At 70.8% G+C, this 25,807-nt stretch carries 22 protein-coding genes; 11 read left to right on the forward strand and 11 right to left on the reverse strand.

Annotated elements, in window-relative coordinates; genetic code table 11:
* The 3 genes from ACWD68_RS18960 to ACWD68_RS18970 are packed head-to-tail and all read left to right on the forward strand — an operon-like array spanning window position 1 to window position 1,098.
* Entirely contained in the window at window positions 1-261 is a 261-nt protein-coding gene (locus tag ACWD68_RS18960) for a phosphopantetheine-binding protein (RefSeq protein ID WP_451807560.1), read from the forward strand.
* 1 nt (window position 262) lies between these two features.
* Window positions 263-742: an SRPBCC family protein gene (locus ACWD68_RS18965; protein ID WP_385694816.1), complete on the forward strand. Its 480-nt coding sequence runs from the start codon at window positions 263-265 to the stop codon at window positions 740-742.
* A 23-nt stretch (window positions 743-765) separates the two neighbouring features.
* A complete protein-coding gene (locus ACWD68_RS18970) occupies window positions 766-1,098 on the forward strand; it encodes a TcmI family type II polyketide cyclase (protein WP_451807561.1) in 333 nt (110 codons plus the stop codon).
* A gap of 99 nt (window positions 1,099-1,197) precedes the next feature.
* Here ACWD68_RS18970 and ACWD68_RS18975 read toward each other — a convergent pair whose 3' ends face one another.
* The 3 genes from ACWD68_RS18975 to ACWD68_RS18985 form a co-directional block, all read right to left on the reverse strand.
* Complete coding sequence (locus tag ACWD68_RS18975; RefSeq protein ID WP_451807562.1) at window positions 1,198-2,226, reverse strand: methyltransferase; 1,029 nt, start codon at window positions 2,224-2,226, stop codon at window positions 1,198-1,200.
* A gap of 134 nt (window positions 2,227-2,360) precedes the next feature.
* Window positions 2,361-3,419, reverse strand: coding sequence for a right-handed parallel beta-helix repeat-containing protein (locus tag ACWD68_RS18980; protein ID WP_451807563.1), 1,059 nt, complete (start codon window positions 3,417-3,419; stop codon window positions 2,361-2,363).
* Between the two features lie 311 nt (window positions 3,420-3,730).
* Window positions 3,731-5,950, reverse strand: a complete 2,220-nt coding sequence (locus tag ACWD68_RS18985; RefSeq protein WP_451807564.1) for an NADP-dependent isocitrate dehydrogenase — start codon at window positions 5,948-5,950, stop codon at window positions 3,731-3,733.
* Between the two features lie 295 nt (window positions 5,951-6,245).
* On the opposite strand from ACWD68_RS18985, the gene ACWD68_RS18990 reads away from it, so the two are divergent.
* Complete coding sequence (locus ACWD68_RS18990; protein WP_451807565.1) at window positions 6,246-7,796, forward strand: M1 family metallopeptidase; 1,551 nt, start codon at window positions 6,246-6,248, stop codon at window positions 7,794-7,796.
* 58 nt (window positions 7,797-7,854) lie between these two features.
* Here the strand turns inward: ACWD68_RS18990 and ACWD68_RS18995 are convergent, their stop codons facing one another.
* From ACWD68_RS18995 to ACWD68_RS19005, 3 genes are all read right to left on the reverse strand, one after another.
* Entirely contained in the window at window positions 7,855-8,940 is a 1,086-nt protein-coding gene (locus tag ACWD68_RS18995; protein WP_451807566.1) for a mechanosensitive ion channel family protein, read from the reverse strand.
* A 240-nt stretch (window positions 8,941-9,180) separates the two neighbouring features.
* Window positions 9,181-9,945: a crotonase/enoyl-CoA hydratase family protein gene (locus tag ACWD68_RS19000; protein ID WP_451807567.1), complete on the reverse strand. Its 765-nt coding sequence runs from the start codon at window positions 9,943-9,945 to the stop codon at window positions 9,181-9,183.
* A gap of 240 nt (window positions 9,946-10,185) precedes the next feature.
* Window positions 10,186-11,169 carry a lysylphosphatidylglycerol synthase transmembrane domain-containing protein gene (locus tag ACWD68_RS19005; protein WP_451807568.1) on the reverse strand — a complete coding sequence of 328 codons (984 nt, stop codon included), beginning with the start codon at window positions 11,167-11,169 and terminating at the stop codon, window positions 10,186-10,188.
* Between the two features lie 192 nt (window positions 11,170-11,361).
* Between ACWD68_RS19005 and ACWD68_RS19010 the strand changes: the two genes are divergently transcribed.
* Window positions 11,362-13,263, forward strand: a complete 1,902-nt coding sequence (locus ACWD68_RS19010; RefSeq protein WP_451807587.1) for an ABC transporter ATP-binding protein — start codon at window positions 11,362-11,364, stop codon at window positions 13,261-13,263.
* 152 nt (window positions 13,264-13,415) lie between these two features.
* Here the strand turns inward: ACWD68_RS19010 and ACWD68_RS19015 are convergent, their stop codons facing one another.
* The 4 genes from ACWD68_RS19015 to ACWD68_RS19030 form a co-directional block, all read right to left on the reverse strand.
* Entirely contained in the window at window positions 13,416-16,643 is a 3,228-nt protein-coding gene (locus tag ACWD68_RS19015; protein WP_451807569.1) for an alpha-L-rhamnosidase, read from the reverse strand.
* Window positions 16,644-16,834: 191 nt separating this feature from the next.
* Window positions 16,835-17,218, reverse strand: a complete 384-nt coding sequence (locus ACWD68_RS19020; RefSeq protein ID WP_451807570.1) for a hypothetical protein — start codon at window positions 17,216-17,218, stop codon at window positions 16,835-16,837.
* Window positions 17,219-17,310: 92 nt separating this feature from the next.
* The gene (locus tag ACWD68_RS19025) at window positions 17,311-17,523 is read right to left on the reverse strand and encodes a DUF397 domain-containing protein (RefSeq protein ID WP_451807571.1); all 213 of its coding nucleotides are present in this window, start codon (window positions 17,521-17,523) and stop codon (window positions 17,311-17,313) included.
* Window positions 17,520-18,350, reverse strand: coding sequence for a helix-turn-helix domain-containing protein (locus tag ACWD68_RS19030; RefSeq protein ID WP_451807572.1), 831 nt, complete (start codon window positions 18,348-18,350; stop codon window positions 17,520-17,522). The genes ACWD68_RS19025 and ACWD68_RS19030 overlap by 4 nt, the downstream gene beginning before the upstream one ends.
* Window positions 18,351-18,612: 262 nt before the next feature.
* Between ACWD68_RS19030 and ACWD68_RS19035 the strand changes: the two genes are divergently transcribed.
* Window positions 18,613-19,014, forward strand: a complete 402-nt coding sequence (locus tag ACWD68_RS19035; protein WP_451807573.1) for an ATP-binding protein — start codon at window positions 18,613-18,615, stop codon at window positions 19,012-19,014.
* Window positions 19,015-19,141: 127 nt separating this feature from the next.
* Here ACWD68_RS19035 and ACWD68_RS19040 read toward each other — a convergent pair whose 3' ends face one another.
* Window positions 19,142-19,492: a hypothetical protein gene (locus tag ACWD68_RS19040; RefSeq protein WP_451807574.1), complete on the reverse strand. Its 351-nt coding sequence runs from the start codon at window positions 19,490-19,492 to the stop codon at window positions 19,142-19,144.
* A gap of 463 nt (window positions 19,493-19,955) precedes the next feature.
* On the opposite strand from ACWD68_RS19040, the gene ACWD68_RS19045 reads away from it, so the two are divergent.
* The 5 genes from ACWD68_RS19045 (at window position 19,956) to ACWD68_RS19065 (ending at window position 24,877) form a co-directional block, all read left to right on the forward strand.
* Complete coding sequence (locus ACWD68_RS19045; protein WP_451807575.1) at window positions 19,956-21,431, forward strand: extracellular catalytic domain type 1 short-chain-length polyhydroxyalkanoate depolymerase; 1,476 nt, start codon at window positions 19,956-19,958, stop codon at window positions 21,429-21,431.
* A gap of 197 nt (window positions 21,432-21,628) precedes the next feature.
* Entirely contained in the window at window positions 21,629-23,107 is a 1,479-nt protein-coding gene (locus ACWD68_RS19050) for a 3-hydroxybutyrate oligomer hydrolase family protein (RefSeq protein ID WP_451807576.1), read from the forward strand.
* Window positions 23,108-23,391: 284 nt separating this feature from the next.
* Entirely contained in the window at window positions 23,392-23,811 is a 420-nt protein-coding gene (panD, locus tag ACWD68_RS19055) for an aspartate 1-decarboxylase (RefSeq protein WP_451807577.1), read from the forward strand.
* Between the two features lie 47 nt (window positions 23,812-23,858).
* Complete coding sequence (locus ACWD68_RS19060; protein ID WP_451807578.1) at window positions 23,859-24,203, forward strand: GNAT family N-acetyltransferase; 345 nt, start codon at window positions 23,859-23,861, stop codon at window positions 24,201-24,203.
* The gene (locus tag ACWD68_RS19065) at window positions 24,203-24,877 is read left to right on the forward strand and encodes an aspartate/glutamate racemase family protein (RefSeq protein WP_451807579.1); all 675 of its coding nucleotides are present in this window, start codon (window positions 24,203-24,205) and stop codon (window positions 24,875-24,877) included. The genes ACWD68_RS19060 and ACWD68_RS19065 overlap by 1 nt, the downstream gene beginning before the upstream one ends.
* The last annotated feature ends 930 nt before the right edge of the window (window positions 24,878-25,807 follow it).

The raw sequence follows: 25,807 nt of genomic DNA on the forward strand, positions 1-25,807 counted from the left end.
ATGATCACCACCGAAGTGACCTTCGACGAACTGGCCGCCCTCATGAAGAAGGCGGCCGGGATCACCGTCGACCCCAAGGAGCTCGCGCAGGCGTCCGACGCGCCGTTCGGCACCCTCGGACTCGACTCGCTCGGTCTGCTCGGCATCGTCGGCGAGCTGGAGAACCGGTACAGCCGGCCCCTGCCCCCCGACACGGAGCGCTGCAAGACCCCCCGCGAGTTCCTCGATCTCGTCAACGACAACCTCAAGGCTGGAGCCTGAAGTGTCCGGACACACCGACAACAGCATCACGATCGACGCCCCTCTCGACCTCGTCTGGGACATCACGAACGACATCGAGAACTGGCCACAGCTCTTCAGCGAGTACGCCTCCCTCGAAGTCCTCTCGCGGGACGGCGACACGACGACCTTCCGCCTCACCATGCACCCGGACGACAACGGGAAGGTGTGGAGCTGGGTCTCGCAGAGAACCGTGGACCGGGCGAGGCGGACCGTCCGGGCCCGCCGCGTCGAGACGGGACCGTTCGCGCACATGAACATCCGGTGGGAGTACGAGGAGACCCCGGCCGGCACCCACATGCGCTGGGTGCAGGACTTCGCGATGAAGCCCGAGGCCCCGGTCGACGACGCGTGGATGACGGACAACATCAACCGCAACTCCGTCACACAGATGGCGCTCATCCGCGACCGGATCGAGCAGGCAGCCCGTGAGCGCCGAAGCCCGGCCGCCATGCCCCGCTGATCCCGGCACAGGAAGGAAACCCGATGCACCACGCCCTGATCGTCGCCCGCATGGCACCCAACTCGGCGCCCGCGATCTCCGACGTGTTCGCCGCCTCCGACCGGGGTGAACTCCCGCACCTCATCGGGGTCAACCGGCGCAGCCTCTTCCAGTTCGGTGATGTGTATCTGCACCTCATCGAGTCCGACCGGGACCCGGCACCGGCCATCGCGAAGGTGGTCGGACACCCCGAGTTCCGGAGCGTCAGCGAGGAACTGTCGGCGTACGTCAGCGCGTACGACCCGCAGACCTGGCGGAGCCCCAAGGACGCCATGGCGCACTGCTTCTACCGCTGGGAGCGGGACTCCGCCTCCTGAGCGAGTGCTGTGACACAACCCGAGGCCGCCGGCTCCGCGAAGAAGCGGAACCGGCGGCCTCGGGTTCTCCTCGGGTTGTTTCTCCGTGTACCGGACGGATCAGCCGGGAACGGTGCACTCGAAGGCGTGCAGATAGGCGTTCACCGGGCGGATCTCGCCGATGACCAGGCCCGCGTCCGTGAGCCGGTCGACCATGCTCTGCCGGGTGTGCTTGGCACCGCCGACGTTGAGGAGCAGCAGCAGGTCCATGGCCGTCGTGAAGCGCATCGACGGGGTGTCGTCCACGAGGTTCTCGATGACGACGACGCGGGCACCGGGCCGCGCGGCCTTGCGGACATTCGCGAGCGCCCGGCGGGTGCTCTCGTCGTCCCACTCCAGGATGTTCTTGATGATGTACACGTCCGCCTGGACCGGGATGTCCTCACGGCAGTCCCCGGCCACGATCCGTACCCGGTCGGCCAGCGCCCCGCCGCTGCGCAGCCGAGGATCGGCGTTCTCCACCACGCCCGGCAGGTCGAGCAGGGTGCCGTGCATGCCGGAGTGCTTCTCCAGCAGGCTGGCCACGACGTGTCCCTGACCGCCTCCGATGTCGGCGACCGCCTTCACACCCCGCAGATCGAGCAGGTTCGCGACGTCCTGGGCCGACTGCGAACTGGACGTCGTCATGGCCCGGTTGAAGACGTGCGCGGACTCGGGGGCGTCTTCGTTGAGGTACTCGAAGAACTCCTTGTCGTACACGTCCTCGAAGACGTTGCGGCCGGAGCGCACCGCCTCGTCGAGCTTCGGCCAGACATTCCACGTCCACGGCTCGGTGCACCACAGCGCGATGTAGCGCAGGCTGTGCGGGTCGTCCTCGCGCAGGAGCCGGGACATCTCCGTGTGCGCGAACGTGCCGTCGGGGCGCTCCACGAAGACGCCCTGGCAGGACAGGGCGCGCAGCAGCCGGCGCAGGGTCTTCGGCTGGGTCTTCACCGCCGCCGCCAGGTCCTCGGCGCTCATGGGCGTGTCGTCCAGGGCGTCCGCCACACCCAGGCGGGCCGCGGCGCGTACGGCGGCGGCGCGGGCCGCTCCGAAGACGAGTTCCCTCAGCTGCATGGGCGGCGGGGGACTCTGATCAACAGTCGTCATGCAATGCCTCTCTTCTGATTCGTGCTGCACAGGGAGACCGGACCGGTCCGAACGGGGGGGGCGGACCGGTCCGTACGGAGGCTGGACCGGGCCGCACGGGGGTGCGGACCCGGCTTTGCGGACGGGCCGGGACGTCAGCACATTCCGACGGGCTCGGAGACCGCGCAGGTGTTGCCCCGGAACGAGTTGTTCTTGCCGGTGTCGCGGTTGGCCAGATCGGACGGGCCGTTGCGCAGGACCACGTTGTCGCGCACCTCGTTGTTCTCGCTGAGCGCGCCCACGAAGCTCTTGAACAGCACGATGCCGCCCGACAGCGGGGACGTGCCCACGTTGTCCTCGACCCGGTTCCGGGTCACGTGGGTGTCCTCGGCGCCGGTGAGGACGATCCCCGAACCCTGGAGTGCGGGCAGCCGCGGGGTCTTGGGGCAGGACTTGTTGTTGGCGTGGATGTAGTTGCGGCGCACGCTGATTCCGCCGATACGCGGCTTGTTCTCGTCACCCACGACGAAGACCGCGGCGCAGTTGCCGGTGGCCTCGTTGTCAGCGACGGACAGGTTCCGCAGCCGCCGTACCGTGATGCCGATCCGGTTGCCGCTCAGCAGGTTGTGCGAGGCCACCGTTCCCTTGGTGTCACGGGCTCCCTCCTCGGTGTCGACCGTGTTGGAGAGGAAGAGACCGGCGTCGCCGTTGTTCCTGGCGATGTTGTGGACGAACCTCGCGCGGACGGACCGCTCCTGGGCGAGACCCCACTGGCCGTTCTTCTCGGAGGTCACCCGGCGGACCGTCAGCCCATCGGTCCGCGACGCCCACAGACCCTGCTTGGTGAAGCCCCTGAGGGTCAGTGAGGCCACGGTGACGCCGCGGACGGGACGCTTGTCCGTCCCCGTCACACAAATGCCGTTGCCCGCCTTGGCACAGGTGTCGGCGGTGGCGGTACCCGGCACGATGACGGTGGAGCGGGCGTCGGTGCCCCGCAGGGTCAGGTCCGACACCGTGATGCGGACGCTCTCGTGATATGTGCCGGGGCGGACGAGGACGGTGTCGCCCCGCTTCGCCGAGTCCACGGCTTTCTGGATGGATTGACCGGCGTGAACGACGTGTACCGACCTGTGGTCGGCCGAAGGGGCTGCGCCCAGCCCTGATGCCAGGACCACCGCGGTGCACGCGAGGTAGGCCATCTGTTGTTTGCTCATGGGCCGAAGCTATGAACGGGCGTTCAGGCCCGCCACCGGTGATCCCCCAGGTGGGCCGCTGCTGTCACCGTGACGCGCCGACGGGAACGAGAACGGCCCAACGCGAGGGCTGTGGGGAGGCCGCCACCATCCGTCCGGGAGGACCCGTCACAACAGCGACACCCGGCACCCGTCCGGGCGGGTCCCGTTCACCGGGGTGCTGCCGCCCGGTGCTCGACCGGGCGGGTTCTCCTCACAACGCGGCCGCCCCGGCCGGAGGATCCGGCCGGGGCGGCATACGCGGAACCGCGTCCGCGGGGGTGGTGCGTGCGTCAGGCGAGGATCGCCAGCGCCTCGTTCCAGGTGGCCGACGGGCGCATCACCGAGGCGGCCTTGGCCGGGTCGGGCTGGTAGTAGCCGCCGATGTCGGCCGCGTCGCCCTGGACCGCGATCAGCTCGTCGACGATCGTCTGCTCCTGCGCGGCCAGCACCTCGGCGAGCTGGGCGAACGCCTTGGCGAGGTCCGCGTCGTCGGTCTGCTGCGCCAGCTCGTTCGCCCAGTACAGGGAGAGGAAGAAGTGGCTGCCGCGGTTGTCGATGCCGCCGACGCGACGGGTCGGCGACTTGTCCTCGTTGAGGAAGGTCGCCGTCGCGCGGTCGAGGGTGTCGGCGAGCACCTGGGCGCGCGCGTTGCCCGTGGTGGTCGCGAGGTGCTCGAAGCTGGAGGCCAGCGCGAGGAACTCACCGAGGCTGTCCCAGCGCAGGTAGTTCTCCTTGACGAGCTGCTGCACGTGCTTCGGCGCGGAGCCGCCGGCGCCCGTCTCGAAGAGGCCGCCGCCCGCCATCAGCGGGACGATCGACAGCATCTTGGCGCTGGTGCCCAGCTCCAGGATCGGGAACAGGTCGGTGAGGTAGTCGCGCAGCACGTTGCCGGTGACCGAGATCGTGTTCTCGCCGCGGCGGATGCGCTCCACGGACAGCTTGGTCGCCTCGACCGGGGACAGGACGCGGATGTCCAGGCCCTCGGTGTCGTGCTCCGGAAGGTACTGCTTGACCTTCTCGATGAGCACGGCGTCGTGCGCGCGGTCCTCGTCCAGCCAGAACACGGCCGGGTCGCCGGTGGCGCGGGCGCGGGTGACGGCCAGCTTCACCCAGTCGCGGATCGGGGCGTCCTTGGTCTGGCAGGCGCGGAAGATGTCGCCGGCGGAGACGGTCTGCTCCAGGACGACGTCGCCGGCCTGGTCGACGAGGCGGACCGTGCCGGTGACCGGGATCTCGAAGGTCTTGTCGTGGCTGCCGTACTCCTCGGCCTTCTGCGCCATCAGACCGACGTTCGGGACGGTGCCCATGGTCGACGGGTCGAAGGCTCCGTTGGCGCGGCAGTCGTCGAGGACGACCTGGTAGACACCGGAGTAGCTGCTGTCCGGCAGGACGGCGAGGGTGTCGGCCTCCTGGCCGTCCGGGCCCCACATGTGGCCGGAAGTGCGGATCATGGCCGGCATCGAGGCGTCGACGATGACGTCGGACGGCACGTGCAGGTTGGTGATGCCCTTGTCGGAGTCGACCATCGCGAGGGCCGGGCCCTCGGCGAGCTCGGCGTCGAAGGACGCCTTGATCTCGGCACCCTCCGGCAGGGCCTCGAGGCCCTTGTAGATGCCGCCGAGACCGTCGTTCGGGGACAGACCGGCGGCGGCGAGCGTCTCGCCGTACTTCGCGAAGGTCTTCGGGAAGAAGGCGCGCACGACGTGACCGAAGACGATCGGGTCGGAGACCTTCATCATCGTGGCCTTGAGGTGCACCGAGAACAGCACGTCCTCGGCCTTGGCACGGGCGATCTGCTCGGTGAGGAACTCGCGCAGCGGCGCGACGTGCATGACGGACGCGTCCACGACCTCGCCGGCCTTGACGGGTACGGACTCGCGCAGCACGGTGGTGGAGCCGTCGTCGCCGACCAGCTCGATCCTCAGCGCACCGGCCTCGGAGACCACGGCCGACTTCTCGGTGGAGCGGAAGTCGTCGACGCCCATGGTGGCGACGTTCGTCTTCGAGTCCGACGACCAGGCGCCCATGCGGTGCGGGTGGGTCTTGGCGTAGTTCTTGACCGACGCGGGGGCGCGGCGGTCGGAGTTGCCCTCGCGCAGCACCGGGTTCACGGCGCTGCCCTTGACCTTGTCGTAACGGGCGCGGATGTCGCGCTCCTCGTCCGACTTCGGGTCGTCCGGGTAGTCCGGGAGCGCGTAGCCCTGTGCCTGCAGCTCGGCGAGCGCCGCCTTCAGCTGGGGGATCGAGGCCGAGATGTTCGGCAGCTTGATGATGTTCGCCTCGGGCGTCTTGGCCAGCTCACCGAGCTCGGACAGGGCGTCCTCGATGCGCTGGTCCTCCCGGAGGAACTCCGGGAACAGGGCGATGATGCGCCCGGCCAGCGAGATGTCACGGGTCTCCACAGTGACACCCGCCTGCGAGGCGTACGCCTGGACCACCGGCAGGAACGAATACGTCGCCAGGGCCGGGGCCTCGTCAGTGTGCGTGTAAATGATGGTCGAGTCAGTCACCGGGTGCTCCGCTCCACGTCTGCAACATTGCTCGACATCAAGATATCTCGTGAGTGACCCCGGTTCGACAGGGGTCCGTCCCGGGCCGGGCGAGTGCGACGGAAAACCGCCGTCCGTGACGGGCCGCGACGAGCCGGGCCGGAGTGAAAACGCGGGCTGGAGTGAAAACGGAAATCCGGGCCGGAGGCAACCGGACGCCCCGCTCACACGTACAGGGAAGTGATCGCCCATGTGATCACCCACCTGATCCGGCGACGGACCTCCAGGCTCCCCGCCGCCCGAACGAAAGCGAACCATGAGATATCGCACCAGAGTGACGGCTCCCGCGACCGCGCTGATCGGCACGGCCGCCGCGCTCGCCGCCGGACCCACGGCCTCGGCGCGCCCCTTGACGGCAAGGCCTGAGGGCACCCCGGGTGCGGAGACCCTCGGCGACTCCGTCTTCCCCGCCCTCGGCAACGACGGCTACCGCGTCGGGGCGTACCACCTCGACTTCGCGTACGACGCCACGACCCGTCTGGTCGAGGCCAAGGCGACCTTGATGATCAAGGCGACCCAGAACCTCTCCCGCTTCTCGCTCGACGCGCTCGGCCTGGACGTGCGTTCGGTGCGGGTCGGTAATGCGACGGCGACCTTCGAGCAGGTGGGCGAGAAACTGCGCATCACCCCGGCCCGGACCCTGCCGGAGTCCTGCGCCGTCGCGGTCCGCGTCGAGTACGTCGCCGACCCGGCCAGGACGCTCGCGTACACCGCCTGGGTCCCCACCCCCGACGGATTCGCCGTCTGCCCCCAGCCGAACGCGGCGCACACCGTCTTCCCGTGCAACGACCACCCGCTGGACAAGGCGGACTTCAGTTTCCGTATCACCGTGCCGAACACCCTGCGCGGTGTCGCGAGCGGCACGCTGGTCCGCACGGAGAGCCTCGGCGGTGACCGGACGGCGTACACCTACCGTTCGGCTTCGCCGATAGCGACCGAGCTGGTCCAGATCACGGTCGGCGACTACGTCGTCAAGGAGCGGCAGGGGCCGCACGGGCTGGGGCTGCGGGATGTCGTCCCGACGGCGCGCGCCACCGCGCTGGAACCGGCGCTCGCGCTCACCCCGGGCCTCGTGGAGTGGCTGGAGCAGCGGCTCGGCGCCTACCCGTTCGAGACGTACGGGCTGCTGCCCTGCAACTCCGACGCCGCGAACGCCTTCGACTTCACGGGCCTGGAGACGCAGACCCTGACGCTCTACAAGCCGAACTTCCTGCTCCAGGAGGAGAAGAAGATCGGCTCGCACATGATGCACGAGCTGGTGCACTCCTACTTCGGCAACAGCGTCAGCCCGGCCAACTGGGCCGATCTGTGGATCAACGAGGGCCACGCGGACTTCTACGGGCTGCTCTACCGCTACGAGCGCGGCTGGGCCGACTCGCTCGGGCTGACCACCATGGAAGCCCGGATGAAGGACACGTACGCCAAGGGCGACCAGTGGCGGCAGTCCTCCGGGCCGGTCGCCGCCCCGAACGCCGTCAACCTCTTCGACAACCAGCGCTACCTGGGCGGAGTCCTCGTCCTCTACGCGCTGCGCGAGGCCGTCGGCGAGGACGTCTTCAACCGCATCGAGCGCACCTTCCTGGAGCGCTACCGCAACTCCGCGGCGACCACCGCGAATTACATCGCGGTCGCCTCCGAGATCTCCGGGGCGGACCAGTCCGGCTTCCTGAACGACTGGCTGTACGGGACGAAGACACCGCGCATGCCGAACCACCCCGACTGGACGGTCACCCCGGTGGTGTCGAGCCTGGTCGCGCCGCGTCACCGCGAGCCCGGCCACTACCCGGATTCGACCGCCACGCTCTGATCATCCCGCTCAACCGGCGGGGGCCGGGCGGAAGTTCCGTCCGGCCCCCGGCCCGTTCTCACGTCTGCTTCGTGGCCTCGCGCTGATGGGGGATGGCGGTCTCCAGGAGCCCAACACCACCGGGTTGCAGCGCGACCGTCCGGGCGGGCGACGGAATCCGGATGCCCTCGTCCCGGTAGCGCTTGTGCAGGCGCTTGATGAACTCGTGCTTGATCCGGTACTGGTCGCTGAACTCGCCCACGCCGAGGATCACGGTGAGGCCGATGCGGGAGTCGCCGAACGTGTGGAAACGGACGGCGGGTTCGTGGTCCGGGACGGCGCCGGTGATCCCGGTCATCACTTCGGCGACGACCTCGTTGGTCACCCGCTCGACGTGGTCCAGGTCGCTGTCGTAGCCGACGCCGACCTGCACCAGGAGCGTCATCTGCTGCTCGGGCCGGGTGAAGTTGGTCATGTTGGTGCCCGAGAGCTGGGCGTTGGGGATGATGACCAGGTTGTTGGAGAGCTGACGGACCGTGGTGTTGCGCCAGTTGATGTCGACGACATACCCCTCCTCGCCGCTGCTCAGACGGATGTAGTCGCCCGGCTGGATCGTCTTCGACGCGAGGATGTGCACACCCGCGAAGAGGTTGGCGAGGGTGTCCTGGAGGGCGAGGGCGACGGCCAGACCACCCACACCCAGGGCCGTCAGCAGGGGCGCTATCGAGATCCCCAGGGTCTGCAGGACGATCAGGAAGCCGATCGCCATCACCACGACCCGGGTGATGTTGACGAAGATGGTGGCCGAACCGGCGACGCCCGAACGGGACTGGGTCACCGACTGGACCAGGCCGGTGATCAGCCGGGCCGCGGTGATCGTGGTGACGAGGATCAGCAGGACGGTCAGCGACCGGTTGACGGTGCGCCCGACCGGCGCGGTCAGCGGCAGCACCGCGGCCGCCGACGCCATGCCCGCCGTGATCGCCGCCCACGGCACCAGGGTGCGCAGCGCGTCCACGATCACGTCGTCCCCGCTCCAGCGGGTGCGCTCGGCGTGCTTGCGCAGCCAGCGCAGCAGCATCCGCAGCAGGAACGCCGCCAGCAGCCCGGCTATCAGGGCTATGCCGGCGATCATCAGGTCGTCCACGGTGACGGAGCGCTTCATCGATGACCTCCTCGGAGACCAGGGCCGGGGTGTGGGCCCGCGGGCCGAATGTGCTGTGTCGTCACTTGCCACCTGCTCGAATCCGGGAACGCGCGATCACGCCCGGACGCGTGTTCGTCGCCGTCCGGGGAGACCGCTCATCCTGCCGTATCCGCCTGCCCTTCCGTCACCACGCCTGCGGGCAGCCGCCCTTGACGGACGGACCGGCCGACGGCCCTCGCCGCGCGGGGTTCGCCGGTGTCACAGCCCGTCGAACGAACCGTGCCGCCCGGCACCGGAGGCGAAGCGGGCCGCGCCCTCCAGTCCCTCGTCCAGTACGTCCATGCCGTACCGGAGCTCGGTGCGCATGGCCTCCTTCTCGATCAGGCCCTCCTGGTCGAGGACCGAGGCGCGGTCGCTGCGCAGACAGGACTGCGGGAAGTCGGCGATCTCGGCGGCGAGCCGCTCGGCCTCGGCACGGGCTCCGCCGACCGGCACGAGACGGTTGGCGAGCCCCATCTCGTAGGCCTCCGCGGCGGCGACCGGGCGGCCGGTGAGGATCATGTCCATCGCGCGGCTCGTGCCGATGAGCCGGGGGAGCCGTACCGTGCCCCCGTCGATGAGCGGGACACCCCAGCGGCGGCAGAACACCCCGAAGACGGCGTCCTCCTCGGCGACGCGCAGATCGCACCAGAGCGCCAGCTCCAGACCACCGGCCACGGCGTGACCCGCGACAGCCGCGATCACCGGCTTGGTCAGCCGCAGCCGGGTGGGGCCCATCGGGCCGTCGCCGTCCTCGGTGACCTGGTTGCCGTGCTCGGCGCCGATGGCCTTGAGGTCCGCGCCCGCGCAGAAGGTGCCGCCCTCGCCCCAGAGCACGGCGACGCGCGCCGTCTCGTCCGCCTCGAACTTCCGGAAGGCGTCCGCGAGTTCGGCGGCGGTCGGCCCGTCCACCGCGTTCCGGGCCGCGGGCCGGGAGAGGACGACGGTGGTGACGTGACCCTGACGTTCGATCCGGACCGGCATCGCGCTGTCCCCTTCTCCGGCCGACGCGCCTTACCGCACGCCGTGGTTACTCCTCGGTATCACAGCACGCGCCGGAACGCAGCCCGGAGCGGACGACTCGGAACACCGACCCCGGATTCCCGGCCCGTAACGAACAGGGCGGAGGCACGGCCGGGAACGCCGGGCCCGGAGGCACGGCCCGCAACGCACAGCCTGCAACGCACAGCCCGAAACGCACGGCCCGGAGCGGGTGGACTCGGCTCAGATCACCTTCCAGCGCACCAGCGCGCCCAGCGTCAGTGCTCCCGGGAGGAGGGGCAGCCACACCGTGATGATCCGGTAAGCCAGCACCACCGCCGTCGCCACGGCGACCGGGCCGCCCGCCGCGACCAGTGCCACGATCAGCGCCGCTTCCACCGAACCGAGTCCGCCGGGCGTCGGCACCATCGCGACCGCCACCGTCGCCGCCAGATAGGCGATCACCATGTGCGTGGGCGACACCGAGAGGCCCAGCGCCCGTCCCACCGAGGCCAGTCCGGCCGCCTGGAGCAGCGGGAAGGCCAGCGAGCCGCCCCACAGGGCGAGCGCCCGGGACGGACGGGTGTGCACCGAGCGGGCCTCGCCGATCGCGGTACGCAGGAAGGAGAAGACGACCGCGCGCAGCCGTCGTACGAGAGCCAGTACCGCCACCGCGGCGCACAGGACCACCCCGATGCCGACCAGCAGCGGGCCGATCGCCCCGTCCGGAAGCAGACCGCCGAGCCGCAGCGCTCCCGGGAAAGCGATCAGCAGACCGAGAAGCAGGCTCACCCGGGCGATCGACTCGGCGAGCAGATACAGCGCGAGCGCGGCCGACGAGCGGGCGAGCGGCACCCCGCACACCGTCATGAACCGCAGATTGACCGCACCGGCGCCCAGACCGGTCGGCAGCAGATGGTTGGCCGCGCCCGCGGCGAACTGCGTGGCGAGCAGCCGGCGCGCCGGCAGCCGTTCCATGACCGCGCCCTGGCGGGTCACGGCCGCGGCGACCCAGGTCAGACAGGTCGTGACGGCCGCGGCCACCAGCCAGGGCCACTCGGCGGACTCCAGATGCCCGAAGCCCTCGATGAGCACCGACCGGTGGCGCACGGCCACCACCATGACCAGGGCGAGCGGCAGGAGACACAGGACCGGCCGGACGGCAGGCCGAAGGGCGAGGCGCCGGGGGAGCCTGAGCTGGGCCCGGGGAAGTCGTACGGCTGTCACATCGGGAGAGGGTTTCCACACCGCACCAACGTGGGGTTGCGGGCGCGGAGACGGCGGCTGACACGCCGGGCAAGGTGCGGGAGGGACGGTCGCCGGGCGCGCGGTGCCGACGAGGTGCCGCCCGTGCGGATGCCGCCGCCCCGAACCGTTGACCTCAACAAAGCTTGAGGTCCTACTGTCTCTCCTATGAGCATGGAGACCACAGCCTGGACACAGCTGCACAGTGTCATGAACGCCCAACAGGAGCGCCGGCCCTTCGACCGCGCGACGCTGCGCCGCATCGCCGCCTTCGCCCGCCCGCACCGCCGCCGTATCGCGCAGTTCGTCCTCCTCAGTGTGGTGACCGCGCTGCTGGCCGTCGCGACGCCGGTGCTCGCGGGGCGCGTCGTGGACGCCATCGTGACCCACGGCGACGAAAGCACCGTCATCCGTCTTGCCGTGCTCATCGCCGTCATCGCGTTCGCCGAGGCGGCGCTCGGGATACTGGGGCGCTGGCTCTCGTCCACGCTCGGCGAGGGCCTGATTCTCGATCTGCGGACAGCTGTCTTCGATCATGTGCAGCGCATGCCGGTCGCGTTCTTCACACGTACACGTACGGGCGCGCTCGTCAGTCGTCTCAACAACGACGTCATCGGCGCCCAGCGCGCCTTCAGCAACACCCTGTCCGGAGTCGTGAGCAATGTCGTGACCCTGCTGCTCACCCTGGTCGTGATGCTCACCCTGTCCTGGCAGATCACCCTGCTCGCACTGGTGCTGCTGCCGGTGTTCGTGCTCCCCGCCCGGCGGATGGGCAGCAGGATGGCCAAGCTCCAGCGGGAGGCCGCGGACCACAACGCCGCCATGGGCACCAGGATGACCGAGCGGTTCTCCGCGCCCGGCGCCACCCTCGTCAAGCTGTTCGGGCGGCCCGGGGAGGAGTCCGCAGAGTTCGCGGCGCGCGCCCGGCAGGTGCGGGACATCGGGGTGCGTACGGCGATGGCGCAGTCCGCCTTCATCACCGCGCTGACGCTGGTGTCGGCCCTGGCGCTGGCCCTCGTCTACGGGCTCGGCGGCTGGTACGCCCTGCGGGGCACGCTGGAGCCGGGTGCCGTCGTCTCGCTGGCGCTGCTGCTCACCCGCCTGTACGCGCCGCTCACCTCGCTCGCCGGGGCGCGCGTCGAGGTGATGAGCGCCCTGGTCAGCTTCGAGCGCGTCTTCGAGGTGCTCGACCTGAAGCCGCTCATCGAGGAGAAGCCCGACGCCCGCACGGTCCCGGACGGGCCCGCCGCCGTCGAATTCGACGACGTCCGCTTCGCCTACCCCTCCGCCGACAAGGTCTCCCTCGCCTCCCTGGAGGAGGTCGCCGCCCTCGACACCCGGGGCGGTGCCGAGGTCCTGCACGGCATCTCCTTCCGCGCCGAACCCGGCCAGACCGTCGCGCTCGTCGGCTCCTCCGGCGCCGGCAAGTCGACCATCGCGCAACTGCTTCCGCGGTTGTACGACACCGACGCGGGCGCCGTACGGATCGGCGGGATCGACGTCCGCGAGCTCAGCGCCGAGTCGATGCGGGCGACCCTCGGCATGGTCACGCAGGACGGGCACCTCTTCCACGACTCGGTCCGTGAGAACCTGCTCCTCGCCCGCCCGGGCGCGACCGAGGACGACCTGTGGGACGTACTGCGCCGCGCGCGTCTGGACGATCTCGTACGGTCCCTGCCCGACGGCCTTGACACCGTCGTCGGCGAACGCGGCTACCGGCTCTCCGGCGGCGAGCGCCAGCGCATGACCATCGCCCGCCTGCTGCTCGCCCGCCAGCGCGTCGTCATCCTGGACGAGGCCACCGCCCATCTAGACAACACCTCGGAGGCGGCCGTCCAGGAGGCGCTCGCCGAGGCACTGGAGGGCCGCACCGCCGTCGTGATCGCGCACCGGCTGTCGACGGTGCGGGCCGCCGACCTGATCCTCGTCGTCGAGGCCGGCCGGATCGTCGAGCGGGGCACCCACGAGGAGCTGCTGGCGGCCGAGGGACGCTACGCCGAGTTGCACCGGACGCAGTTCAAGACCGCACGGGAGGGCAATGCGGAGCTCGCGGTCGCCGTGGACGCGCGGCCGTAGGCGCCGGGAGGCCGCCCCACGCCACCGGATGGAGGCGACCGGGCAGTCACCGGGTGGACGCCCGCCGTTCCTCGGCGGGCGTCCACCCTGTCCGCTCCAGGACACGCTCCTCGGGATGCGCTCCTCGCTACCCCCTCGGAACCGCTCCTCGGCTACGCGGTGAAGCGGTGGCTGCCGGAGCCGACCCGGTACACCGCGCAGCCGTCCTCGGTGCGCAGATACGTCGCGTGGGTGTGGGACACCTCGTCCGGCCCGGTCGCGGGGATCCACACCTCGGCCGTGGTGTTGGCGGGCACGGCGCAGGTGAGGACGAATGCGCCGGAACGCTGCTGCCATCGCGTGGAGATCGGGCCGTACACCGAGGTGAACGTGGCACGGGCGGAGGTGACGTCGCCGCCGGGCCGGGGGCGGACGACGATCTCCCGGTAGCCGGGCCGGCCCGGCGAGATACCGGCGATGTTGGCGTACATCCACTCGCCCACCGAGCCGTAGGCGTAGTGGTTGAACGAGTTCATGTCCGGGGTCTGGAAGCTGCCGTCGGGCCGGACGGAGTCCCAGCGTTCCCACATCGTGGTGGAGCCCTTGTCGATCTGGTAGCCCCAGCTCGGGAAGGACCGCTGCCTGAGCAGCCGGTAGGCGACGTCGGTGTGCCCGGTCTCCGTAAGGACGGGCAGCAGCCGGGGCGTGCCGAGGAAGCCCGTCGACAGATGCCAGTCCTTGGCGCGGATCAGATCGACGAGACGGCCGGCCGCCGCCGTGCGCAGGGCGTCGGGCAGCAGGTTCATCGACAGGGCGAGGACGTACGCCGTCTGTGTGTCGCCCTGCACCTTCCCGTCGGCGCCGACATAGGCGTCGCGGAACGCCTCGCGGACGCGCTCGAACAGCCCGGCGTAGGGCGCGGGGTCCTCGCCGAGCTCCTCGGCCATCCGGGCCGCGAGATCGGCGCTGTGCGCGAAGTAGGCGGTGGCGATGACGTCCTTGGGCGTCTCGTCCGAGACGTTCAGCCAATCCCCGTATCCGCCCGCCGGCCGCAGCAGGCCGTCACTGTGGCGCTCCAGGTACGCCAGCCAGGCCTGGACGGACGACCAGGCATCGGCGAGGACCTGCCGGTCCCCGTAGGCCTGGTACAGCGACCAGGGGACCGTGACCCCCGCGTCGCCCCAGCCCGCGACACCGTTGCCGACCGTCCCGACCATGGGCGCCACGTCGGTGAACGCGCCCTCCGCGGTCTGGCCGTCGCGCAGGTCCACGAGCCACTTGGCAAGGAAACGGGCCGACTCCATCGTGTACGCGGCGGTGGGCGCGAAGACGTTGATGTCGCCGGTCCAGCCCAGCCGCTCGTCGCGCGCGGGTGTGTCCGTCGGGACGGAGAGGAAGTTGCCGCGCTGCCCCCAGGTGATGTTGCTGTGCAACTGGTTGAGCATCGGGACGTCGGTCTCGAACTCCAGCGTGAAGGGCGCCGACGTATGCATGACGCGGCCGGTCACGGCCTGCGCGGAGGGAGTGCCGGGGAACCCGGTGACCTCGACGTAGCGGAATCCGTGGAAGGTGAAGCGCGGCTCGTACGTCTCCTCGCCGCCGCCCTTCAAGGTGTACGTGTCGGTCGCCGCGGCCGAGCGCAGATTCGCGGTGTAGAGGGTGCCGTCCGGGTTGAGGACCTCGGCGTGTCTCATCCGCACGGTCGTCCCGGCGTCGCCCGAGACGCGCAGGCGCACCGAGCCGACCAGGTTCTGGCCCAGGTCGAACACGTGGACACCCGGCGCGGGTTCGGTCACCTTCTCGGCCGCCCGTTCGCCGGCCACCCGAACCGGGCCGTCCACCTGGGCGACGATCCGTGCGGGCGCGGCATCACCCGCGGCGCGGACCGCGAGCCACGTCCGGTCGTCGAAGCCCGGTGAGGTCCAGCCGGGTGTCTCCATCCGCGCGTCGTACGTCTCGCCGCCCAGCAGGTCCGCGGCGACGATCGGCCCGGCCGCGGCCCGCCAGTCCGTGCCCGAGGTGACGCGTTCACTCGTCCCGTCGGTGTACTCGACCTCCAACTGCGCCAGCAGCGCCGGGCGTTCACCGTACTGGTGGGGCCCGAACATGCCGACGTTGCCCGCGTACCAGCCCGGCGCCACATAGGCGCCGATGGCGTTGGCGCCGGGCCGCAGGAGAGAGGTGACGTCGTACGTCTGGTACTGGACGCGTTCGCGGTAGTCGGTCCAGCCGGGGGCGAGCTGATCGCGGCCCACCCGGCGGCCGTTGAGGTGGGCCTCGTACAGGCCGAGAGCCGTGGCGTACAGGCGTGCGCGGGCCACCTTCTTGCGGGGCAGCGTGAACTCGTGCCGCAGCTGGTTGGCGGCGAACGACGCCGGGACGACCCTTCCCCAGGGACCCGCCCCCCACGCGGCGGCCGGCTTCGCCGCGGGCCAGCCGCCGTCGTCGAAGCCGTCCCCGCGCCAGTCGGCCGAGGGTTCCGCGTCCGCCGCCTTCCAGGAGGCGTCGGTGACGATCCGCTGTTCGCCGGACGCCGTGCGCAGCGTGAGGACGGCGACCAGACCGGCAGGCCCGACCGTCGCGTTGGTCGCCGCGACCGCGAGGACATTGCGTCCCGGGCGCAGCCGGGCGAGGACGTCGACGACGGCGGGACGGCGCCAGTCCTCGTTGTCGGTCGCCAGGTCGGTGCGTGCCACCTCGGCGCCGTTCACGGAGAGCGAGAAAACGTTGTCAGCGCTGATGGCCACCCTCGCCGCCGTCACGTCGGCGGGGAGATCGAGGACACGCCGGAACCAGCGCGTGCCCGCCGGAGCGCTGCTCGCCGGATCTCCCTCGGGGAACCAGATCCAGGAGCTGCCTTCGAGGGTGGGCGCGTCCGTGAGGACCGGGGGAGCGGAGATCCAGTTCGCCGACCATCGCGCGGAGTCCATGAGTCCGGTCTCCCACCAGGACGGCGCGCTCCAGCCGGAGGCCGTGCCGTCGGTGTCCCAGACCCGCACGGACCAGAAGTAGCGCTTCCGCGGGGCGAGTCGAGGGCCCGCGTACGGGACCAGGACGGACTGGTCGGACGTCACCTTTCCGCTGTCCCAGACGTCCGGGTGGGACAGGCCCGACGCGCTGGTGGCGACGCGGATCCGGTAGGCGGCCTGGCGCATCCCCGGCTTGTCGGAGGCCATCGGCCAGCTCAGCCGGGGGTGCTGCGCGTCGAGACCCAAGGGGTGCTGGACGTACTCGACGGTCGGAGTGGTGACGCGCGGAGCTCCGCGCGGTGCGCGCGGCCCGGCCGTCTCGGACACCTTCGCGGACGCCGGTGCGGCCTCGGCCGCTCCTGCTCCCGCTCCCGTGGCCGTCGCGGCGACGGCGCCCGCCGCGCCCGCCAGGATGTTCCTCCTGCTGATCAATTGCGGCCCCTCACCTAGGAGTTGTGAATCGATGGCGTTGTGAATCGATTCAAATCAACTTCACAGCGGCGAACGTAGGGGTGTGCGGGGTGAGGGTCAATGTGTGTGCAGGATTTTCCGCGATTTCGGGCTGCTGATCCGTGTCACCAGGAGGATCTGGCTGGTTCGCGCCCTCCGGTGATTGAACGGTTTCAATCGTCCGGTGAGGTGGTTTCGGGTCGGACGAGCCGCTGTCCCAGCTTCGCCGACCGCCGGTTGTGCCCCTTCGTGTCCCACCACTCGTCCAGATGGGCTCGGACGAGACGCACGAGTTGCCGCAGCCGGTCGGGAGGAGGCGCGGGCGAGGTGAGTACATCCACCCAGGACCTGTCGTCCCAGGGCAGGGCGACCACCCAGCGCTCATCCGGGTGGCCTTGGCGGCTCACTGTCAGCCGGTACGTCAACGTCACGCCGTGGCTCTGACGGTGCTGGACCGACAACTCGGCGACGTCGAAACGGAGTCCGTCAGGAGTGACGTACGAGCGACTCAAGGCCTGCTCGGCCGGTGTCTGGTTCTCCACAGGGGGTCCCATCACGCTTCGCGCCCTACCCTTCCGTGCCTCACGCTTTCGCGCCCCGGAACCGATTGTGGCCGGCCGCGGGGCGCTCGCGTAGGTCACGCTGCGCCTCAGGTGGCGTGCCGGGCCGCGAAGCCGAGGAACTCGGTCCAGGCGTTCCGGCCGAGGCTGACCATGGGGCCCACCGGGTGCTTCGAGTCCCGTACGTGCGTGGTGCCCGGCCCGGTTGCGACCTCGACGCACTCGCCGCCGTTGCCCGCGCTGTAGCTGCTCTTGAACCAAGCCGGGCCGTCGCTGTCCGGCTTGGTCGCTGCCCCGCTCATTTTTCTCCCAACAGCTTCTCGGTCAAAGAGAGCGATTCGGCCGGTGTGAGGGCCTGCGCGCGGAGACTCCCGTACGCGGCCTCAACCTCCCGGACCTTCCCACGCTCTGTATGGACGCGGCTGTCACCTTGGACTTCCGTGTAGGCGATCCTCCGCCCATCCACCGTCTCCATCAAGGTGAACGGGCCGGCCAGTCCTGCGTGTTCCACGCGAGACAGCGGCATCACCTGAATCTCGACGTTCCGTCGCTCCCCTGCCAGGAGGAAGTGCTCCAACTGGCCACGCCAGACTCCCTCCCCGCCCAGGGGGCGATGAAGAACAGCCTCCTCGATCACGAAGCTCAAGTGGGGTGCCGGACGCCTGACGAAGATCTCCTGCCTCGCCAGCCGTGCGGCCACTCGCTGTTCGATGACCCCTTCGTCCAGTAGCGGCCGCCACATGGCAAAAACCGCCCGCGCGTACTCCTCCGTCTGCAGCAACCCTGGTGCAGCCTGGGTTGCGTACACATGCAGCTCAACCGCATGTGCCTCCAATGCCGCCGCATCTCGGAAGAACGCCGGATACTGCGCCCGAGCCACCTCTTCCTTCCCCGCCCCCAACACCCCGCCCGTGTCCAGCACTTCGTCGGCCCGGTCGATGAACTTGGGCGGTGGGATCCGCCTGCCCTGCTCGAAGGACGCGATCGTCGACGCCGAATACCCGGTGCGCGCCCCCAGTTCGGCCCGGTCGAGCCCCGCCCGCTCACGGCACAGCTTCAATTGCCGCCCGAACACGTGCAGGATGCCCGCCCCGGACTCGTACTCCCCCTCCGCCCGCCGCTCCTCCACGCCCGTCACCTCCCGTACGTACCGCCACCGGAACACCTCGCAACCGCCACCACAACCGCTCCCGCGACCAACGCGCCGCGCGGGAGGCCGGTCACGCCTCACCCCGCGTACAACCACGCACCCGGCACGTACAACCGGCAGCGGTCGGCGCGTCACGCCTGTTCAAAGCTACGCACGGGCCGCGACCGTTCTCCGCATGAAGCCGGTAATTCCCCCACACAGGCATATGCCGCAACGCACAGTGGTCGCACGTGAGTTCGCGATGCGGTTCACATCGACCCCACGCGGCGCACGACTCGCCCGTCGTCTCATCTCGCACCGCCTGAACGAGTGGGGCCACCCGTACACGTCACCGGTCAATGAGACCGTCACCCTGATCACGGCGGAGCTCACGGCGAACGCCGTCCGGCACGGCCATGTCCCCGGTCGGGACTTCCACCTCCGCCTCGCCGAGACCGACGGTGTCTTACGGGTCGAAGTCACCGACACGCGGGCCGAGAGGCTCCCCGCTCCGGAAGTGCCGTACCCGGACGGGGAATCCGGGCGCGGCCTCCTGCTCGTAGCCGCACTCGCCGACGACTGGGGTGTCGCTCCGCGCCCGGCCGCCCCGGGCAAGACCGTGTGGGCGCAGGTGGCCCTCCCCGCGCCGGTGGACGCGGCCTGAACACGGCGCGGGGAGGCTGCTTTCATGGGTCAGGAGCTGGGTTCATTGGTCGAGGAGGACTGCTTGCCCTTCGTGCCGGGCGCCTGGTGAGTGAGGAAGGCCAGGTGCCACACGCCCTTCTCCCGTGTCACGGTGAAGGTGTCGCGCAGGGACCCGCCAGCCTTGCCCTCGGCCAGAAGTTGGCGGAACCGGTGTCTGGGCCCATGTCGTAGTCGATCCGGACATCCTTGATCTTCCAATCCTTCCCGCCCCGGTCCGCGAGGATCCGCGCGGCCTCCTTCCGCGACCAACCCTCGTCCTTGACGCCGCCGACCTCGATCAGACCGGTGGCGCTGCGAGAGTTGAGAGCGTCCACATATGCCTCAACGGCGTGACGTGCTCCGCCGGGGGACGCCGAGCGGGAGGGTTCGGCCTGGGCGTCCTGGGTCGAGCAGCCGGTGCCGAAGGCCAGGACGGCCGACGCGGCAAGCGCGGTCAAGACGGGTCGACCTCGCACAGCGTGCTCCTCGTTCCTCGGCGGGTTCCCCGGCTCCAACGGGGCGGCAGCCCGAGTGCGAAGAGACCTCTGTCGGGCGACGGGTTCCTCTGTGGCGGTCTCCTGATCTCGGAATGTCTGGTTCCTGGCATGTCTGCGCCCGCTCGATACAGTCGGAGCAGTCAAGCGCGGTTGTGATGGTTCCCGGTCGCACACCGGGGCAAAGCGCCTACGGGGCAGGGGAGTTCGGCCAGCCATCGCGCGGCCGATCGCGAGCTCCGTAACAGATCCGCCGGCACGCGCGCAATCCGTGTGATGCGGACTGACGCGAGGCCGGATGTGGTGTCCGGTGCCATGTCGGGGTCGCACGCCCGCTTCTAAGGTTCCGCAACGCTTCGGTGTGCCCGGCGTTCAGTGATGCGCCGACGGCCGCAAGAGCACCGGGCATTCGACGAAGGAGCCGCCGATGTCACTCCCCTCAGCCCAAGGACGCCACCGGAGTTGGTGGGGCCGCGCCGTGCCCCGTTTCCTCACTGTCGTGGCCCTCGTCCTGGGCGCCGCGCTGACCGGTCCCGCGCCCGCCCACGCCGCCGTCGCCCTCACCCGCGTCGGCAACTTCGGCTCCAATCCCGGCGCGTTGACCATGTACGTGTACCGGCCGGCGTCCCTGCCCGCGAACCCGCCCGTGGTCGTCGCGCTGCACGGGTGCACCCAGAGCGCCCAGGTCTACGCGGACAACTCCGGGCTGTCCCAGCTCGCCGACCGGGACAAGTTCCTGCTCGTGCTCGCGGAGACCACCTCCTCGAACAACCTCAACAAGTGCTTCAACTGGTTCCAGCCGAGCGACAACCAGCGCGATCAGGGGGAAGCCCTCTCCATCAGACAGATGGTGAGCAACGCCGTCTCCACGTACGGAGCGGACTCCCGGCGCGTCTACGTCACCGGCCTGTCCGCGGGCGGCGCCATGACCGCGGTCATGCTCGCCGCCTATCCCGACGTCTTCTCCGCCGGCGCCGTCGTCGCGGGGCTGCCCTACAACTGCACGAAGGACAAAAGCCCTTACGTGTGCATGAACCCCGGGGTCGACCTCAGCCCGGGCGACTGGGCCCAGCGGGTGCGCGACGCATACCCGTCGTACACCGGCCCATGGCCGCGCACGGCCATCTGGTACGGCGACCAGGACACGACGGTCGCACCGCTCAATGCCGGTGAACTGCGCGACCAGTGGACGGCGTTGCACGGGCTGTCCCAGACCCCCACCCGCACCACCACCATCGGGCCCGACTCCACCCGGCACGACGAGTACCTGGCCGCGGACGGCACGGTCGCCGTCGAGGTCGACAGGGTTCCCGGCATCGGTCACGGCACCCCGGTCGACCCCGGCACCGGCGCTCAGCAGTGCGGCAGCACGGGCGCCCCGTACTTCCTGGGTTCGATCTGCTCCAGCCACTGGATCGCCGAGTTCTTCGGCCTCGGCGGCTCCGGGACAGGAACGGGCTCGTTGCCCGCACCCACCGGACTGGCGGCGACCGGAGCCACCGACACGAGCATCAGTCTGAGCTGGAACGCCGTCAGCGGCGCCACGGACTACGTCGTCCAGCGCGACGGCGTCCCGGTCGGAACACCGAGCGGCACGTCGTACACGGACACCGGGCTGCGGGCGGGCACCTCGCACACGTACGTGGTCGCCGCCCGGGACGCCGGCGGCACGGCCGGATCCGGCTCGGGGACGATCACCGTGACCACCACCGGCGGCACCACCGCCTGCTGGACGGGCAGCAACTACAGCCACGTACAGGCGGGACGGGCCACCACGAGCGGTGGCTACACCTACGCCAAGGGCTCCGGCCAGAACATGGGTCTGTACAACACCTTCGTCACGCACACCCTGAAGGAGTCGCCCACCGGCTACTACACCGTCGCAGACCACGGCTGCCCCTGACCGGGCGCGGGGAACCCGGATCCGGCGAGGTGACCGGGCGCGGGGGATCCGAGTTCCGGCGAGATGACCAAGCCCGCCATGGTGGCCGACGACCCTATCGGGGCCGCCACCATGGTGGGCCAGCACATGTCCTGAGCAGTCACCCCGCCCTAGCCTCCGGTGCGTCCACCACTCACCAGCCGACCCGGAGGCACCGGATGCCCTCACCCCGTACGGCCGTCGCCCCGCCCCGCGGACGACGGCCCAGATGGCGCGTCGCTCTCGGAGCGCTGTCCCTCGCCGCCGCCTGTTCGACCGTCCCCGCGCCGGCCGCGGCGGCGCCCGTCGGCGTCGGGACACCCCGCGGGCACTGCGCCGCACATGATCTGCCGCTGCGCGTGCCGGGCGCGGACTTCCAGCAGGCCGACTGCCTGGACGAGCTGACCACCGCCGGGACCGTGGCCTCGGGCCACACCGACCCGGCCGACTACGCGGGCCTCACCCCCAAGGACCTGCCCACGCCCAGCGGAGTGCCCGGGATCCAGATCGACGGCTACTTCCCCGACACGTCCACCACCGACACCAATCACGGCTGGAACCACGACGCGCAGTTCGTCATACGCCTTCCCGACCACTGGAACGGCGGACTGGTCGTCGCCGGAACACCGGGCAATCGCGAGCAGTACGCCAACGACCGCGCGATCTCCGACTGGGTGCTCTCCCGCGGATACGCCTACGCCGCCACCGACAAGGGCAACACCGGCCTCTCCTTCTACCGCGACGGCCGCCGGCCCGGCGACGCCATCGCCGAGTGGAACACGCGCGTCACCCAGCTCACCCGCGCCGCCCGCTCCGTCGTCCGGCAGCGCTACCACCGGCTCCCGGCCCGCACCATCGCCACCGGCATCTCCAACGGCGGCTACCTCGTCCGCTGGCAGCTGGAGAACCATCCCGAACTGTTCGACGGAGGAGTCGACTGGGAGGGCACGCTGTGGCGCTCCGGCGGCCCCGGCCTGCTCACCTTCCTGCCGCCCGCGCTGCGTGAGTACCCCGAGTACGCGGCCGGGGGCGCCGGTGCCGAGCAGGCCCAGCAGGCCATGCACGCCGCGGGCTACCCGGCCGGTTCGGAGTTCCTGTGGCCGTATCACCACCAGGTGTACTGGGACCTGACCCAGCGCATCTACCGTGAGGAAGTGGACCCCGGTTACGACGGAGCGACCGAGGCGGGAACCCCGTACTGCGCCTCCGGCACCCCCGGCTGCGACGCCGACTACGACTACGCCACCCGGCCGGGAGCGGTCCACCGAGCCGTCGACCGCATCGCGCTGACCGGACGCATCGGCAAGCCGCTCATCACCCTCCAGGGCACACTCGACGTGCTGCTGCCCATCAGCCAGGACTCCGACGTCTACGCACGGATGGTGCGAGCGGCCGGGCGGGGCGGGCTGCTGCGGTACTACCGCATCGAGGACGGGACGCACACCGACTCGCTCGTCGACGCCTTCCCCGACAAGCTCCGCCCGATGATCCCCTGCCACCGCTCCGCCTTCACGGCGCTCGAACGATGGCTGGCCGGCGAGGGCCGTCCTCCCGCGGGCCACACCGTCCCGCGCCCGGCCGACGCGGACCGGGCGACGCTGCTGACCAGCTGCCCGCTGGACCGGACGAGCAGTCCCGAAGCGGCTCCTCGGACGTAGGCGATCAGCGCGTGCGTCCCGCTGTGGCGATCGTCACGAAGATCTTCGAGGGCTGTTGCGTACCCTGATCCCGGCCGTTCGTGAAGGGCGGCCCGGGGGAGCGAGAACGACCCCGGGCACCCTTCCCGGCGCCGTATGCACCGTCGCGAAAGTCGTCGGCCGGTCAGCGGGAGCCCTGGGACATCTCGGGGGAGCTGACCGGACCAGCGACTCGCTGTAAGGTAGGAAACAGCCCTTGACCTGCAAGAACGCGGGCAGGGAGCCGAGATTCTGGAGTTGCCTCGATGCTGCGCACCATGTTCAAGTCCAAGATCCACCGCGCCACGGTCACCCAGGCCGACCTGCATTACGTCGGATCCGTCACGATCGACGCCGACCTGCTCGACGCCGCCGATCTGCTGCCCGGTGAGCTCGTCCACATCGTCGACATCACCAACGGCGCCCGCCTGGAGACGTACGTCATCGAGGGCGAGCGCGGGTCGGGTGTCGTCGGGATCAACGGAGCGGCGGCCCATCTTGTGCATCCCGGTGATCTGGTGATCATCATCAGTTACGCTCAGGTGACCGACGCGGAGGCGCGGGCGCTGCGGCCCAGCGTCGTGCATGTGGACCGCGACAACCGGATCGTGTCCCTCGGCGCCGACCCGTCCGAGCCGGTACCTGGCTCGGACCAGCAGCGCAGCCCGCAGGCCGTCACCGGCTGAGGCGCGAGGCGGCGGCGTCGCAGGACCCCTGGACCCGAGGAGTGGCCGTGAGTGATATCGAGATCCGCGACGACAGGGCGGCCGGCCGCCTCGAGGCGTTCGCCGGTGACCAGGTGGTCGGACATGTCGAGTACTTCGTCCTGGAGGAGCCCGCGCGGGCATTCGTCCCCGTCCACACCATCGTGGAACCCGAGCACGAGGGCCGGGGCATCGCCGGCTCCCTCGCACGTGAGCTGTACGTCATGGCCGCGCGCGAGGGTGTCGTGGTCGCGCCGCTCTGCCCGTACGTCGTGAAGTGGGCGGAGCGGCACCCCGAGGAGGCTCCGGTGGCCGACCCGGAGCTGCTGAAGGCCGCAGTGGAGTGGCTCAAGGCGCATCCGGGACGCTTCTGATGACCGGGGTGCCGCACCTGTCCCGGTCCGGGCCGCTCGCGCTGCTGCACACGTCGCCGGTGCACGTCCCCGTCTTCGACGCGCTGCGCGACGAGGCCCACCAGGGCCTGGAGCTGCGGCACCTGGTCGACGAGGAGCTGCTGGCGAGGGCCCGGCGCGAGGGGCCCGAAGCGGTGGCCGACGAGGTGCGGGCGCTGCTCGGCCGGGCCGTCGCCGACGGCGCGCGGGTCGTGCTCTGCACCTGCTCGACCATCGGTGCGGTCGCGGAGCGGACCGACGCCGGGGTGCCCGTGCTCCGCGTGGACCGCCCGATGGCCGCCGCGGCGGTGGCCACGGGACCGCGGGTCGTCGTCCTCGCGACGGTGGCGAGCACCCTGGAACCGACGGTCGCCCTGATGGAGGAGGAGGCCCGCGGCGCGGGCCGCCCCGTCGAAGTCCGTACGGCACTGGTCGAGGACGCGTGGGCACTGTTCGAGGCGGGTGACGTGGACGGCTGCGCCCGCGCGGTGGCCGACGCCGCCGACGCGGTTACCGACGCCGATGTGATCGTCCTCGCCCAGGCGTCCATGGCTCCGGCCCAGCGGCTCACCACCACCTCGGTACCGGTGCTGTCGAGCCCCCGCCCGGGTCTCTCCGCCGCGGCGGACGTGGCCCGCGCGGCCCACACCGGCTAGGCCCACCGGCCGCCCCAGCAGTGCACCCCGGGTTGTCCGAGTGCGACGGGTGGCGACCGGCTCGTGGTCCGGGCCTGGGGCCCCGCCTGGGCCGATCAGTGGTCTGAGCAATGGGCCCCGGGCCGACCAGGTCTGAGCAGCGCGCCCCGGGTGGGGCCGGCCGTGGTGCGAGTGCGACGGGTGGCGATCGGCTCGTGGTCCGGGCGTCGCGCCCCACATGGGCCGATCAGTGGTCGGACTCGGACCGAGTGCGCCGGGCAGTGCCGACTCGTGGTCCGGGTCTTGGGCCCCGCCTGGGCCGATCAGTGGTCTGAGCCTCGCGCCCCGCGTGCGCCCACCAGCGGTCCGCGCGGCACGCCCCACGTGGGTCACCGGCCCCGCCATGGCGCACGCCGCGTAGGTCCACCTGGTCGCCGTCCCTCGCGCGACGGGGTGAGTGGGTGCGCCGGGGCCGGGTACGCGTGGGACAAGTCCAGGGCCGACGTACCGACTGGCTGGAGGACCACCATGACGCATCCGTACCCCGACCCCGTACCGCCGGGGCCGACCCCGGGTCCGAGCCCCGAGCCTCCGGGGCCGAGTCCCTTCCCGGACCCGACGCCGAGCCCCGATCCCGCCCCCGGGCCGAAGCCGGGCGGTCCCGACCCCGTCCCCGGGCCGAAGCCGGGCGGTCCCGACCCCGTCCCCGGGCCGAACCCCGTACCCGGTCCGGAACCTGTGCCGTCCCCGTCCCCGATCCCGACACCGCCGGGCCCCGAGCCGGTACCGGAACCCCGGCCCGGGCCCCTGACCTGACAGACGGCTCCGCGCCCGGCCTCGACGGGGTCCCGGCCGGGGGGCGCGCCGCCCGGGTCAGGGGCGCCCGGGCGGGCGCGCCGCGGCGGCCCGGCACCGGGGTGCACGGGGGGGGGTTCGTGTGGCGCGGGTGGG

This window comes from Streptomyces sp. NPDC005141 (genome assembly GCF_053599975.1).